Origin of the sequence: Vibrio sp. ED004 (genome assembly GCF_023206395.1) — a bacterium.
GTDB lineage: Bacteria > Pseudomonadota > Gammaproteobacteria > Enterobacterales > Vibrionaceae > Vibrio.
In genome coordinates, this window is record NZ_CP066150.1 from 1,224,763 (window position 1) to 1,239,861 (window position 15,099).

8 protein-coding genes and 5 pseudogenes are annotated in these 15,099 nt (G+C 43.3%); 5 read left to right on the forward strand and 8 right to left on the reverse strand.

The features are described from left to right. Positions 1–7 precede the first annotated feature (7 nt). The 8 genes and pseudogenes from ITG10_RS22950 to ITG10_RS22990 all read right to left on the reverse strand — a co-directional run. On the reverse strand, positions 8–433 hold the full coding sequence (locus ITG10_RS22950; RefSeq protein ID WP_017630428.1) for a hypothetical protein: 426 nt from the start codon (positions 431–433) through the stop codon (positions 8–10). Positions 434–449: 16 nt separating this feature from the next. After that, positions 450–1,622, reverse strand: coding sequence for a patatin-like phospholipase family protein (locus ITG10_RS22955; protein ID WP_248387160.1), 1,173 nt, complete (start codon positions 1,620–1,622; stop codon positions 450–452). 225 nt (positions 1,623–1,847) lie between these two features. Beyond that, entirely contained in the window at positions 1,848–2,705 is an 858-nt protein-coding gene (pdxY, locus tag ITG10_RS22960) for a pyridoxal kinase PdxY (RefSeq protein ID WP_017630425.1), read from the reverse strand. Between the two features lie 205 nt (positions 2,706–2,910). Beyond that, positions 2,911–4,498, reverse strand: a pseudogene (locus ITG10_RS22965) (bifunctional aspartate transaminase/aspartate 4-decarboxylase). A 154-nt stretch (positions 4,499–4,652) separates the two neighbouring features. Next, positions 4,653–5,495 (reverse strand): annotated as a pseudogene (locus tag ITG10_RS22970) (TrkA C-terminal domain-containing protein); the annotation flags it as partial. A gap of 9 nt (positions 5,496–5,504) precedes the next feature. Further along, positions 5,505–6,245, reverse strand: a pseudogene (locus ITG10_RS22975) (transposase). A 415-nt stretch (positions 6,246–6,660) separates the two neighbouring features. Next, on the reverse strand, positions 6,661–6,930 hold the full coding sequence (locus tag ITG10_RS22985) for a DUF6444 domain-containing protein (RefSeq protein WP_017631628.1): 270 nt from the start codon (positions 6,928–6,930) through the stop codon (positions 6,661–6,663). 99 nt (positions 6,931–7,029) lie between these two features. Then, positions 7,030–7,953, reverse strand: a pseudogene (locus tag ITG10_RS22990) (TrkA C-terminal domain-containing protein); the annotation flags it as partial. A gap of 471 nt (positions 7,954–8,424) precedes the next feature. On the opposite strand from ITG10_RS22990, the gene ITG10_RS22995 reads away from it, so the two are divergent. The 5 genes and pseudogenes from ITG10_RS22995 (at position 8,425) to ITG10_RS23015 (ending at position 15,092) form a co-directional block, all read left to right on the forward strand. Beyond that, complete coding sequence (locus tag ITG10_RS22995) at positions 8,425–8,637, forward strand: DUF1656 domain-containing protein (protein WP_010429574.1); 213 nt, start codon at positions 8,425–8,427, stop codon at positions 8,635–8,637. 10 nt (positions 8,638–8,647) lie between these two features. After that, positions 8,648–9,514, forward strand: coding sequence for an HlyD family secretion protein (locus ITG10_RS23000; protein ID WP_017631205.1), 867 nt, complete (start codon positions 8,648–8,650; stop codon positions 9,512–9,514). Between the two features lie 9 nt (positions 9,515–9,523). Then, positions 9,524–10,879, forward strand: coding sequence for an FUSC family protein (locus tag ITG10_RS23005; protein ID WP_017631206.1), 1,356 nt, complete (start codon positions 9,524–9,526; stop codon positions 10,877–10,879). A gap of 327 nt (positions 10,880–11,206) precedes the next feature. Next, positions 11,207–12,865, forward strand: a complete 1,659-nt coding sequence (locus ITG10_RS23010) for a hypothetical protein (protein ID WP_026084281.1) — start codon at positions 11,207–11,209, stop codon at positions 12,863–12,865. A 128-nt stretch (positions 12,866–12,993) separates the two neighbouring features. Continuing rightward, positions 12,994–15,092: pseudogene (locus tag ITG10_RS23015) on the forward strand (carboxylesterase family protein). Positions 15,093–15,099 lie beyond the last annotated feature (7 nt).

Genomic DNA, 15,099 nt, shown 5'->3' on the forward strand with positions numbered 1-15,099 from the left:
GAATAACTTAAATGTATTCGATAACTCGTGCTAAGTAGTTAAAGTCGCCTGAATCACCGTGGTAATTACGGTAAACATCGACACTGAAATACCTAGGTTGGTCCGCTTGAATATGTTCAGCAATACGCTGTTCAATGGACTCTAGAGTTTCACCCGTTTGCGAGTAAATGTATTTCTTGGTGCTTTTTTGAAGTTGACGCTGCTTGGCTTCTCTATGTGTGACGTAATTGTTCACCTTAACCCACTTTCCAATGTAATCAATCGCCACGTAGTCAGAATTCTCTTCGACCATGATCAACGCCGCTTCTTGCTGAACGTCGGCCAGTTGTAGCATGTCGTTATCGACTTTTTGCTGGTCCATTGAGGTTGCGTTTTGTGCCATTGCAGTGCTAGACGTTGCTAAGATAAGTAGCGTTAATGCTGTTTTATTCATTTTACAATCTCCCTAATTACGGTAATTCGGTTACCCAAGGTTCACCCTGAGTTGCTTTGTGATAACCATATTCGTATATGGTTAATAAGTAATGTTCATCAAACATGTCTTTGGTACGTTTCGCATATCCAAAGTCGTGTTCCATATAAGTGAATTGCATACCGATGTTGTTGATTTCACTGATGTATTTCATTCGATATAAGTCACCACGAGTTTGTGCAAGAGTCAGGCTTGATACGCTCTTCGTTACCAAATCTAGGCCCTTATCTCGTAATGAGTGGTACGGCGCTTTCAGTACACCATTTCGAATCACATCGAGCTGTGGTGGTGTTTGTAATCCAAGTGCATCTGAGATCTGTTGATAGTCAAATTGCGATGGATTGAAGAACACTTGAGCCGCTAAGCCGCCATCAACGTGTAACTCTTCAAAAGTTTCACCTTCATGTTCCACATTGATAAACTGCGGTGGGAACACTCCAGGAATAGATGCACTTGCGGCCAAAACCTTATAGATAAGCTCGGATTTATTTGGCATGTCACTGTTTGCAATTGCGCCCACATTCCAAATCACAAGCTCGCCGGAATCAAAATGTGTGCTGCCAATGAACAGACGCTTGCCATTTCGATGTTGCTCTGCAATTTGCTCAATCATCGGTTCAGGGAACGCCGAAGCAATAAACTGGTACAAATGTTCTCCATCGGTAAACGCATCTTTAAAGACGGTGTTCAAAAAGTTCTTTTTTCCGAGCACTGATTTATCATTGATGTCCAACATTACTTCTTTCATCTTCGAAAACGCATCTCCCCCGATAAACACAAACGGTGCCATTAATGCTCCTGCGCTGATACCAGTCACTATGGAGTAGTCCTTCAGCTGGCCTGATTCTTCAAGCCCGATCAAAATACCGGCACCAAAGGCTCCGTTGGCGCCACCTCCTGATAACGCAAGAATGTTTAGTTGATCGCCTGATACGGTAATCGGCGTGGTTTTATCGGCTGGAGAGTATAAGAAGTCTGGCGACTCACTCGCCCAAATACGCAATGGCTCAGCGACGGTTGATGCCTCTTCTACAGTGACTTCTTTGTAATTGTCTTTGTTTACGCGTACGTCTAGCGTGTGGGGTGAACTACAAGCTACTACCAAGAATGACAAAGCAACGGTAAGACCCGAAGAGATTAGACGGTTCATATTTAGGCTCATTTAGTGTTCTCTAAAGTGATTCAGAGACTCTGTTTATAAATAAGAAAACTAAAAAACAGAGAGGTTAATAAATAGGGATAAAGTGAAGTCCATCTCTTTGTGGTCGCAATATAGCTAGTATCCGGCTTAACTCGTAATCTCGTTTGTAGGACGCTATCCATCGAATAGTCGCTCATCCTTAGATGACCTTAACCACTGTTGGAGTTCAACGCTCTAGCCTATTTTGACCACGTTGAAATCGTGGGTAGGCTCTACAAATTCATACTGAGCATTGATTGTTTGTAGTTCCCAAGTGCCATAGCTCTTAGTCAGCTCCAACACACCATAAACCGCGTTGTTTGCATGACGGAATGCAGCCACCGGTGACATTCTTTTCATTAATCCCGCTGTAAATAAGCCTGAGATAAGGTCGCCAACACCAACTGGCTGTTTATCAAATTCGATATTCGGTCGTTGAGCTAAATAGCATGCCTTTTTCGTTGCGAGGATCATGCTGAACGCATCATCGGGTAATGAGTGCAGATGTTTCACGAGCACCATCTTTGGCCCAAGTTCCAGTGCCTTCTTACAGGCTGTAACCGCATCATAAAGCGAGTGGATTTTGGTACCGGTCAATTCGCTCAACTCAAATTGGTTAGGCACGATGACATCAGCTATGGGCAGAAAGTGTTGGACAATAGCCGCTTTCACGCCGTCATCAACAATACAACCTTTATCTGGGTCACCCATTACAGGGTCACAAATATAGAGTGCACTGTGGTTCTTTTCTTTGATGAGGTTAACCGCCTCGGCGACCGCTTTGCATTGGTCTGCACTTCCTTGATAACCCGAAAGGATCGCACCACAGTCTTTCAATGCACTAATGTTGTCTAAGCCTCGAATTAAGCTTCGAATGTCATCTGAGCTAAATGTCTTTCCTGTCCAACCTTGCTCATATTGAGTGTGATTCGAGAACTGAACAGTATGGATTGGCCATACATCGAGTCCCATTCTTTGGATTGGAAAAACCACAGAGCTGTTGCCTGCATGCCCATAAACCACGTGAGATTGAATAGAAATAATACTTTTCATACGCCGCTCTTCTGATTTTGTCGGAATGAATTTCGTTTGGATTTGGCGACTAAATAAACACAACGATTGCATCCAATAGATAGCTACTTGAACACTGTGCTTATTTGGTCGGAATAGCCTCGACCGACATCGCCGAGGCTTATTCTTAGTGATTTGAACGTCGTTAGCTCAAAATCATGAATTCGATTCTAAGCCTAATTAGAACTTATGCGCCTTGGAACTCAGCGAAGTGCTCGTCCAACACCTTGCGAGTTGCGCGGCCAATCAGTTCGTACTCATGGTGAGTCAGGTTAGCTAGCGATACACGAACAGAAGCGTGTACTACATCGAAGCCTTTGCCTGGAAGCAAGATAACGCCAGTTTCATGTGCAAGTCGGAACAAAAAGTCTTTGCCCTTCTCGTTCGCTTTGAACCATTCAACGAAAGCTGGTCCGTACAATTTGCCGCCCAAAGTGTCGAGCTCAAGCAGTGTGTAGTAGTCCACACGATCTTTGTTTTCTTCAATTTCGACACCCATGTTTTTGTACAAAGTTTTGTAACGTTCGCGAATAATGCGTTTGCACGCTTCTTTGTAGTTTTGCTCTGAATCCATTAGGCAGTTCAATGAAAACAGTGCCATCTGAACTTGTTGCGGTAGTGAAAGACCTGCTGTGTGGTTTAGTGCAACACTGCGGCTGTCTGCAACAATACGGTCGATGAATTTAATACCGCGTGGTTCTGGGTCTAGCGTTTTGTATCGGTCCTCCAGTTCCAGTTGACGAGATTCTGGCAGGCTGCGCATTGCATCATCGAACACGTTGTTGTGCTGAATCGCAATTGAGCCAAGGCGCCAGCCTGTCGCACCGAAGTACTTAGAGAATGAGTAAACACAAAGCGTGTTGTATGGAAGTTTGGCAAACAGAGAAATGAAATCGTCTGCGAATGTGCCGTACACATCATCGGTGATAATGAACAGATCACTGCGTTGTGTGTTGACGAAGTCTGATAGGTTATTCAGAGTCTCATCAGAGAACTTCACTGATGCAGGGTTTGCTGGGTTTACCACACACAGCAGTTTAATGTCTTTGTCTTCAAGTTTTTCGATTTCAGACATAGGTAACTGCCATGTTGTCTCATCTAAACGAAGCTCTACAATCTCAAGTTCGTATTCTGAAAGCTCAGGGATTTCTAAGTAAGGTGTGAAGATTGGTGTGATCAACGCTACCTTGTCGCCTTTCTTTAGTAGACCGTTGTGAAACATGGTTTGGAACGTGTACGTCATTGATGCCGTACCACCTTCCGTTGCAAACAGATCGAAATCTGTCGTCATTGGCATTGGGCCGTACATCTCTTCTGCAATGTATTGTTTTACTACGCTTTCGATATTCGTCAGCATGCGTGGCGGTACTGGGTAGTTACACGCTAAGTACGCATTCACAAGCTCATTTAAGAACACTTGCTTCTCGATACCTAAGCGGTCTTTTGCGTAGCTCAGCGCTTTTTCAATGAACTGAACGTTGATTGCTGTTTGCGTAAGAATCAAAACGCTCAACAATACCAACACCATCTGGAATACCACCAAAGCTACCGTCTAGATATGAGTATGTACGCTCCGCTTCCATTATTGCGAATTCACCTAAACGAATAAATGCTTTACGTGGTAGTGTTGCTAGGAAGTTTGGGTTACCACGTCCTGCGTCTAATAAAGCACGGTCTGGTACTGTTTGTGCAACTTCAATTAATTTATCTTTCAATTCAAATGGGCTTAAATCAGCAAATTTTGAAAAATCGATAGTTGTATTTTGTGTAGTCATAATATTTACCTAATTATTTAATATTGAACACTTTCATTTAAACAAAGTGTTTTACTTAAGTGTGTTTATTCGAGCCTAGCCAATTTTTTATTTGGCAGGCCTTTTAATAAATTGATAGTTCTTTTTAAAAATCGTATTAGATGTGTAGTTTTAATTACATACCTGCGTTAACGGTAATAATGCCGACGATAATAGGTCCCCATAAAGTCAGTAACACGTTCGCTACAGCGTAAGTCACAGTGAAAGAGAACACTGGCGTTGCATTGCCTGCTTTTTCCATCAATGCTGCGAAGGCTGGGTTTGCACTTCGACCACCGGTCACGCAACCTAAAGCTTCAATTGGGTTCTTGATCTTCAAAACAAAATACGAGAACAAGAATGAAATAATCTGTGGAATAATAGTAACTGCCATACCTAAGAACAGGAGTGACATACCGTGTTCTTTTATGGTGTCAACCGCTTGAGGGCCCGCTTCTAGGCCAACGATGCCAACAAATGCTGCTAAACCAAAATCACGAATGAAGTTTGTAGCGCTTGCTGGAAACTGAGCCACATGTGGATTTCGGCTACGTAACCAACCAACAAGCAAGCCAGAGATCAAACAACCTGCACCAGAACCAATCGTTACGGGGATACCTGCAATTTTAAAGCTGATTAGGCCAATGAGAAGACCCAACACCATACCGAAGCCCATTACAATGAAATCTGTCGTGGTTGCAGAACCCATGCGCTTACCGATATGTTTTTCAACTCGGTTGATGTCTTGAGCGGTACCCGTTAATTGAATTACATCGTTTTTCTCGACAATCAGGTCATCAGTAATGGCAACTGAAGCGCCTTCACGGATGTAATCTGTCACATACACGCCTCGGAATGAGCGTTCGTTTGAGCTGTCTTTGATTTCTCTTAGCGAGCGACCAATCAGCTTACGATTATCAGCGATAAGTTGACGATTCGTAACCGTTCACCAAGGCAACTTGACTTCTCATGACTGAGAGGAACGATACTACAGATTAAAAACGTTCGGGTACGGTTTCTTCTCAACAACAGAAGTGATGATTTCACTCAGAACTGACATTGCTGATAGACCGCGCTTTTTGCAGGTTTCGATAAGTGTATGAATACGGCTACGGAATTTATCGCCTGCATCTGAGGTCGTTCCGAAGCTGATTTTCCTTTGAATGACAAAACCTCTAATACATCGTTCAGCTTCATTATTGGTTAAGGGATTGATGTTTTCTTGAGAAAAACCCACAAGCTCTCTCTATGTTTGAGCAGTAACTTGCATCGGCCCCGATACCGCTTGACCATGACATCTGTCCCTTTGCTCAACCAATGATCGAACGATTTTTTGTAGCCTGTGCATTCGCCGCAAGTACAGTGAATAATCCAATTCACCTTGCTCATAACGATGCCGAGTATGGAAAATGGCGTTCGTTAACAAACAAAGATGTTTACCAATATAAGCAGTGTGGCCACCGCCACTATAATCCGCCATTTGCTGAAGGTTGCGCTTCACATGTGCCCAACATAACTGATGACGGTCTGCGGCTATCCAGTTATAGCTTGGACACTGGTCGCTCACCACAATGCCTGCATAGTCTTCATCAATGACCTTTTTCGCTGAGGAGGTCGAGCGCGAATAGAGTATTTGTTCATAGACAAGGTCATCACTTGCCACTAACCAACACCAACGCAGGCTCGTTTCATCATTTCGGTGATGAGAGGTTTCGTCAGCATGAATCAAAGGCGCTTTCTTTAACGCCTTTTTATCGCTTGATGCAATGGCGTTAACATTGAAGCGACTTTCGTTTGCGCTTCACTAATCGCGCCGACCGAAAGGTTGTGCCAAGCTGGTTCTTTGAGCAGTGATTGGATTTTCCGAACACTGAGGTGATATTGCCCCGCAAGAACCCCAATGTAACTTAATAAGTTCGGCCCTATAATCCCTTGAGATGCATCGTCAGGCTTTTGAGCCTTTACGGTTTCTTTGCAGTGCCGACATTGACCTGAAAACAAACGGTATTCGGTGATATCGACAGTGGGTTTTGGAATATCGAAGACCTGATGGCGATAGTATGGCCCACCTTGTACCTCAATGTCAGATTGAGCGCAGCAAGGACAAGTTTCAGGGAAACAGTCAATAATGACATCCGTTTTCTTTAACGGTGAGAGCTTTCGTTGATGCCCTGTGTGGCCTTGTTTAGCTCCTCTCGAATTGCGACCACCAGAGCTTTCAACTTTTTCCGGTCATGGCGATCTTTAGGATTGTCTGATGAAGGAGATTTTGAAGAGTTTTTGGAGCTAGTGGTTAGCTTATCTTCATAATGTCGGAGCTGTTCCCACAGCTCATCAATAAGCACCTTAGCCTCATTCAAATCCGAGACTTCAGGTGGTGCTTCTTGGTATTTAGGTGCTTTTTTTCTAGTCATGAAACTATGATGGCTTCCTAGAAGGATCACTCAATACTAAAAGTGGGATCAAGTGCGTAATGTCACACTTTTTGTGTCAATAGGGTTTGGTGAACACTTACGACGATTCTCTTCAATAACTTCATAGCTTTCCGGTAGTGCAACTTCATTACTTTGTGCCTTACTCTCTAGCTCATGAACCGCATTTCGGCGACCCGTCACTACAATAAGGTCCCCCGATTTAAGCGCCGTGAACTTGTCTGCGTTCAGTTCTTTACCATCGCGCTCAATAAGCTCGATGCACGCTGCAAGTGATGATTGATTCAATTGAGCTAATGTCTTACCGACCAGTTGATCGCCGTTAGCCACTTTATAAGCACGCGTCACTAGAGCAGTAACCGCGTTAAATTCGCCATCCGCTAAATCACGTTTGCCGTTAGAATTTTTCTCTTCTAAAGCGATAGCTTCAGAACGGATGTCCCACTTCATGAGTGTTGGGAATACCCAAGTCACCATCAAGATCGGGCCGAGAGAACCAAAGATATATGTTACCGCGTAACCAACAGCAACATTAGTTTGCATTAGGTGTTTGGCTTCTTCAGTTACACCACCTAAACGTGCGATCGCATCACCTGCAGTACCAATGATCGCAGATTGAGTCAAGCCACCAGCGGCTAGACCTGCAGCTGTACCTCTATCTAAGTCAAATAACCATGCAGCGGCAAGTACACACAACAAGCCAGAAACCGTCATGACAACCGCAGAGAGCAGAATGTTGATGGTTCTGAAGTTAAGGGCTTTAAAGAATTGTGCACCGCCCTGATAACCTACGGCATAAATAAACAGCGCAAAGAAAATACTTTTAACGCCAGGATCTATCTGAACACCAAATTGCCCAATTATTACGCCCATTAATAAGGTTCCGGCTACACCGCCTAAAACAAATCGGCCGGTCGTAATTTTACCGACCATATAACCTAATGAGAGTGTAATAAATAGTGCGACAAATGGTGCCATGTCAAACAGATTAGAAATAATGTCCATGACAAATTTACTCTTGTTACTAAATATAAGGAGCAAATAATCTAACGAATAAATTAATACTGATATTTGTTGGATTATTCAATTTAATAAAGCAGCTCGTTGCTTCGAACCGAATATTAAGAACAAAAGGTTTTAATTTGTAATCTCATTTGATGGATCAGATCATCACTTTGACTATTTGGAGAGCGATTAATGCATAATTTAACTGTAAAGTCGTTGTTTTAACTGCATTTATCTGACACTAGAAGAAGCAGGTTATTTTCGAAATAAATTGCGATTAAATGTTTTTGAAACCAGAACGGTAATCTACCTGCCCTTGTTCTACTGGCTTACGGCACTAAAGAAAGATGCAGTGAACATAGTCACCGAATAAATTCGGACTTTTGATGGATCCGATCCTCTATACGCGATTATCACAATAAATCGAATTCCGTTATCTTTGTATTCATCAAACAAATAGAGAAAAGAACCATGAACACAATGCCACATGAACTTGTGTGGGGTGAAGTCTACTTCCCGCCGCTGTTATTGGTTATCGCACTGGCTTACATATTGACAATGCTAACAGGGTCAATCGCTACAAGGTTTGGCCTTCATAAGTACGTCGCCTTTCCTGCAATAGCAGAACTGAGCTTGATCGTAATTTTTACTGGCGCTATTGGCCATTTTATTACCATTTTTTGAGGCACTTACTGTGATCAAACGTTATCTCATCACACTTTTATTATTGGCTGCTGCGGGAACTGTCGTTTATAGCTATTACCAGTCGTATTCAAGTAACCCGTGGACCAGAGACGGGCAAGTTAGCGCTTATATCGTCTCGATTACACCTCGTGTAACGGGCCAAGTGATTGAAGTGCATGTCGAAGACAACTCGAAGGTAAAAAAAGGCGATCTTCTTTTTGAAATCGATCCGAGTATTTACAAAGCGACCTACAGAAAAGCACTTGCTACTCAAAAACAAGCGTTTGCCCTACTCGCCAAAGCCAAAAACGAAGAGCAACGCGCGTTGAACTTAGAGAAAAGAACGCCCGGTGCCGTGCCCGTGTTGACTCTAAACAACTTGAACAACGCGGTAGAAACCAGCGCCGCAAATGTCGAACTGGCAAAAGCGAACGTAGAAGAAGCACATCTCAACCTTGAGTACACCAAGGTATATGCGCCTACTAACGGCTATATCACCAATCTGAACCTGCGTGTGGGCTCTCAAGTTGTCGCGAATTCACCTGTGGTTGCGCTAATTGATGAAGATAGCTTCTGGATTGAAGGTTATTTCAAAGAGACTGATTTAGTCGGTGTCGATGCTCAGGACACTGCTTATGTGACCTTAATGATGCACAACAATGTTCAGCTAGAAGGCCATATCAAAAGTATTGGTTTTGGTATCGCGACGCAAGACGGCAGCACAGGTAATGATTTATTGCCAAACGTGAATCCAAACTTCCAATGGATACGCCTCGCTCAACGTATCCCTATCAAAGTGAAGTTAGACAAAATACCAGAAGACGTACAACTGCGTGTTGGTATGACTGCCTCGATCAAAATAATCAAAAATAGCTAGGTGATTCTTATGTTCACTGCATCGACTAAAGAAGCGATTAAAGCCGCACTCTCTATCGTTATCGCAATCTGCCTAGCGTTGTGGTTTGATTGGGAAAAACCGTATTGGGCTGCGATAGCCGTGGCAGTGATGGCATTGAACGAGAGTTTCGCCCATTCAATAAACAAAGGCCATAACCGGTTAATGGGAACCTTGTTAGGGACTGGTTATGCCTTTTTCCTTATCGCCATGTTTTCTCAAGATCGCTTCTTGTTTCTAACATTTTTCACCCTGTTCCTTGGGGTATGTATCTTCATGTCGAGCGACGAGAAATACGGCTATATCCTTTCAATAGGATTTGCCGTGTGTTCGATTGTTGCTTGCATGGGCGGGTTTGATAGCCAAACCACCTTTCACTTTGCTGTACTTAGACTTCAAGAAACACTATTAGGTGTTGTTGTGTTCTCTATTGTGTATCGCATCGTGTGGCCTGTGAATACTGAACTCAACTTTGTACAACGTTTCGAAACCAGTAAACAAACGTTGTTAGATGCGATGGAAAAAACAGACAACATCGACATTGCCGCACTTGAAAGCAACACCGCGAATATTGATAAGCTGTATCAACTTTTAGATCTACCACTGACCGGAAGCTACCACCTTAAAGAGAACATCCAAACATGGCGCTTGCGTATCGATGAAATGGCACATATCCAAGATACATTACTCAAACAAAGTAACAGCGAATCAGACTTGGGTATCCAATGGGCAGTTCTTACGCACAACTTGGAGACGTTCGACGTATTAACGCCAGAGCAATCTCTGGTTGAAGGTGAACTCAATGTCATGGGCGATCACAAAGAAGTGTCTTGGCATCATGCTCATCGCACGTTTGTTGAACATTTGAATGAAGATGGGAGAAAAGTGCTGCAAGGCGTGTCGATGTTTATCACATCGCTGTTGATTTGGATTTATCTTCCAGTACCAGGTGGTTTTATATTTCCTATGTTAGCCGGTGTATTCTCTTCTATGGTGCCGACCATGCCACCAAGCGTTATTAAGGATGCTTTTTATGGTGTGTTGGGGACAGGGTCGGTGATTCTGTTGCAATACATCTTTGTGATGCCATTAATGACTGAACTATGGGAGCTGGGGCTATTCTACTTCCTTAACATTATGGTGATATGGAAAGTGTTCGCGACACCTAAGCTCATGGTACATCGAATTTTGGGTATCAATTTGTTGGTTGTTCTTACATCTGGTGCACTTAACCTCACTCCTGTTTATAGAATAGAAACGCCACTGTTGATGTTGGTGAACATCTTGATCATTTTAATGATCGCGAAGCTGTTTACTGATCTATTCAGAGTAAAAGTAACCGCTTAGAACTAGATACACTAAATCCTCTCATAACAAAACGGCCTGCCAAGTATTTTTACTTCGCAGGCCGTTTTTATATCTATTGAAAATCATTATAAATCAGTTAATTAACGCTAATTATTACTAAGTGAGGATAGCGTCCATCAAACGCGATTAACGCGATCTGCCACCTCCTCTTAAAATCCTCTCATTGATTGACGCAATGCATTTTTAGTCGCGACATTCACACTGGCAATCCTAACGGATAAATACATAACAACTGAACACGACGTTCAGTATTACATCGACTGTTTGAGTCTCGAAGGTTTGAGGCCACTCAGCGTGGAAACCGTCATGAGTTTTTTTGAAATACGCACCAGCGCCTGTAAGACCCATACTCTTTCTGTGTTAGCGAGCGCCCTATTACTTACCACCCCCACCTTTGCGTCTGCAGCAGAAACCAACACTTACAGCGAAGTCATGGAAAAAGGTCGAGCACTGTTTGACAAATATGGCATCAGTCATGATTTACCAAAGCTAGCAATCAGTTCACTCGTACAGGGCGAACACCTAGTTGAACACGCACATCGTACTCTGCAAATTGGCGATGAAGTTCGTGACTCAAGCGTCTATCTCGTTAAGAACACCGACACTAAAGGCAACATCGATCTTCGTATCAAATATAACCTAAAAGAACTGGATGATAACGAAAACCTGCTCGATGAGATAGAAGCCTTCACACGTACCGAATATCGCTTACGTGATTATGCAGAAAGCTTTGATTCGTCTTCGGTTCGGGTAAAAGAAATCGACGATAACAAAGTAATCATCAGCTTCGATTATTCGAAGTATGGACTCCCTCAAGACATCGCATATTTCCGTTTTTTGAATGTCGACATTGAGTTAATCGACGGTCAACCAAAACGCATGCTGATCAGTAATGAAAAGCCGTTTAAACACCATACCTACAAGGTAGAAAGCTATAAGCAAGAGATTGAATTTCACACTTTACCGACGGACAAGTTAGTCATCGCGAGAAAAACAACTGAAGTGGTTGGTACAACCAAGAACAAGCCAATGAAGATGACGAGCATCGTCGAGCCAGTCGCGTTTTATGAAGAGGATAACGGCGTACAAGTGGTCAACGAAGCGAGACTTCAAGAAGTATCAGACCCAAGAATGTTAGAAGCGAGCGTCAAGCTAGACCGTGTCTTCCCGTTAATGGGCGATATGGTACGACGCCAAGGTATCGATTTACCCCTTCCATTTGGCGTATCAGTGGCTTATCGAAATCAAGACATGGATATTCCGATGACAGATTACGTGATTGGTGGTGTGCGCTTGAATGATTTATTTGACCCGGAAGATAGTGTTGCGACGGTCAAAGCGGAAAGTGTTTCGATACGCGGTGACGTAAATATCCTGCCATTCTGGAATGTATTCGGATACGTAGGAAAGGTAAACGTTGATGCGAACGTGGACGCCTCTTATACCGGCGCAGCAGGTGAATACTTAAAAGACAAGCTCAATGATCAATTTGATGGCGCAGGTGATCTGCTTTGTAGAGAAGTTTCTGCTCTGTGTAACCGTGGACGTTTAAATGTCCCATTGCACCTCGAATATGACTTGCGCGGTGTAGGTACAACTCTATCTGTTGGTTACAAAGAGTTCTTCGCTTCTGTTACTGGCACTTACTCACAAACGCGCCTTAAAGGGCTAGACGATTGGGGCGATGGTATTGTCACGGTTCAACCCATGTTGGGTTACCAGTTAGTCGATTATCGAGCTCAATTTTTCGTTGGCGCTGAATACCAAGGTTTAAATTCACGTATGCAAGGCACCGTAAAAACCGATGACATCGAATTTGACTATGACGTTGGTGTCGACATCGATCAGTGGGCATTCCTAACAGGAGTTAACAAGCAGATCGGCAAAAACTACAACATGACCATGTTGTACAACAAAGGCGAAACTCGTTCGGCTGTAACGCTGAACCTGGGTTACCGATTCTAGTCACCGAACTTTGAATATCAGCCTAGCCCTTAAACCAGGTTGTTCTTGATAAGAAATTTTGTAGCTCTGTTATCTAAGTAGATGACGATGAAACAGACTGCGCCGAATACTATTGTGGAAACTTTTTTATGACTATTACATACCGTTCAATGATCGCTCTTACTATTACTGCTGCCTTAGCAGGTTGCGATACTGATACTACCCCTACTGTTCCATTACCAAACGAGCCAGAACCGTTAATCCCGGCACCTGCTAAACCGTTTGATGCTCAAATCGGTGACGTAACGATTAAAGCGACCATAGAAGAACTGGTTATAACTTCGAATACCGAAGACGACAAACTGGCTTCCGTTGAATCTTTCAAAGGGATTCAATATGCGAGGCTCAGCGCTTCGAACACAGTGAAGTTGTAAGCCTTGTTGAGGGTACTTTGGATGCGACTCAGTTTGGTTATGCTTGTCCTCAACTAAAAACGACATCACAAACACAAGAAGAGAACTGCCTCAACCTCAATATCTGGCGTCCAGCAGGCGTAGATTCTGATGCAGATCTACCGGTTTATGTCTTCATCCACGGTGGTGACTTTGAATACGGCTCAGGTTCTGAAGCACTTGTGCGCGGTGATACCGTGGTTGCTCAAGGAAGCGACGATGGTAAGCCTTTCATCTATGTAAGCTTGAACTACCGTCTTGGTCAGTTAGGTACTCAATGGATTAAAGGCGAGAACGAAGATGGCAACTATGGCTTAGGCGACCAAAAGCGCGCCTTGGAATGGGTACACAACAATATTGCTGATTTCGGTGGTGATGATCAAAACGTGACAGTTATGGGTCAAGGTTCAGGTGCTATGTCTATTGGTTTCTTACAGCAAGATGAAGATATCGCAGGTCAATATTTCCAACGTGCCATCATGCAGAGTAACCCGTACGGCTTTGAATACCCTAGTTATGAAGTAGCAAAAGATCGCAGTAAGGAGTTTACAGCAGACACTTCGCTCAATGAGATCATGGCGTCGCAAGAAACAGCTTTGAATGGCATTGAACAGCTAAAGAATTGGTTGTTAGGTTCTTTGCAAATCCCAATTCTGAGCCCGACATCAGATGAGACTCCAATGTCAAACCTGATGCCTTTTGCTCCATACATATTGTGTGAAAAAACTTTTTTCAATAGCTGTAGCGAATCAGCACAATCACCAATTCAAGCAGGCTTCTCAGTACCCACTGTCCTAGGTGAAAATGCACATGAAGCGAACAGCTTTGGCATGCTCTTTACCGCTACGTTCTTAATTCCGACAGTTATCGAGTTAGTAACAAATGATGAACCTGAACTGCTTACTAATGAAGATCCAGCAAAGCTAGCTCTAGCGATGGTTAAATGGTTGGAAGATGAAAACAGCATCGTTCTTCTGCAACAAAAACTATCAGTTCAAGCAAGTGATGAAGTTTCATCAGAGCTTGTATTGCCAAGCAGTGCTTACAGTGCAGTAGCGGGTTTATTTTATGGTGCCAAACTAGAAGGTGATCTAGTTGAAATGACTCAGTGCATTGATACCAGTGACATTACGGGTACCGTTAGTTGCTTGGTCGACATTGTTGATATCACGAGCCACCAACAAACCCAAGATATTCTATCTCTAACTGATTTCTACCCTAACTCAGAATCTAGCTTAGGTGGTGCTCTTGACAACATGAAGCAATTTAAAACTTTGCTAAATGACACCTTGTTCAATGGACCAGCTCGTCACATGGCAGCAAACAGCGGAGTAGAAGCAACGCTATACCACTTTGAGCACAAACCAAGCTTTAACATGTGGAACTATAAAACAGGTCTAAATGAAGAAACGGGCGAATACGACCAACTGTCAATCATTGATCTATTCAAGACGATTGGTTGCATCGGCGGTGCATGTAACGGTTCAGAGTTGCCGTTTGTGTTTAACAAAGCCGTGCGTTTTGATGGAAGTGAAGTAAGACCATCAAGCAAGGATAAAGCCCTAATGAACGAAATGTCGCGTCTTTGGTTTAGCGATGAACTGTTCGAAGGCCAACAATACAGCGATGCTGCCGACAATGTGCTTGTAATTGATGGTGCAGAATTCAGCGAAAACAGTACTACTTTAGACTGGGACTATGTCACAAACCCAGGTGTTGATCCTAAGCTTCGTGAAGGTCGCTTAACCGGTCTAGCAGAGGAAGGCCTTATGCCTTGGCAGTGGTACCTAAACTAAACATTCT

What these genes read in the sequence shown, in the direction of transcription:
- ITG10_RS22950 (WP_017630428.1), bottom strand. Translation starts at nt 433, where the DNA reads ATGAATAAAACAGCATTAACGCTACTTATCTTAGCAACGTCTAGCACT.
- ITG10_RS22955 (WP_248387160.1), bottom strand. Translation starts at nt 1,622, where the DNA reads ATGAACCGTCTAATCTCTTCGGGTCTTACCGTTGCTTTGTCATTCTTG.
- pdxY (WP_017630425.1), bottom strand. Translation starts at nt 2,705, where the DNA reads ATGAAAAGTATTATTTCTATTCAATCTCACGTGGTTTATGGGCATGCA.
- ITG10_RS22985 (WP_017631628.1), bottom strand. Translation starts at nt 6,930, where the DNA reads ATGACTAGAAAAAAAGCACCTAAATACCAAGAAGCACCACCTGAAGTC.
- ITG10_RS22995 (WP_010429574.1), top strand. Translation starts at nt 8,425, where the DNA reads ATGAACACAATGCCACATGAACTTGTGTGGGGTGAAGTCTACTTCCCG.
- ITG10_RS23005 (WP_017631206.1), top strand. Translation starts at nt 9,524, where the DNA reads ATGTTCACTGCATCGACTAAAGAAGCGATTAAAGCCGCACTCTCTATC.
- ITG10_RS23010 (WP_026084281.1), top strand. Translation starts at nt 11,207, where the DNA reads ATGAGTTTTTTTGAAATACGCACCAGCGCCTGTAAGACCCATACTCTT.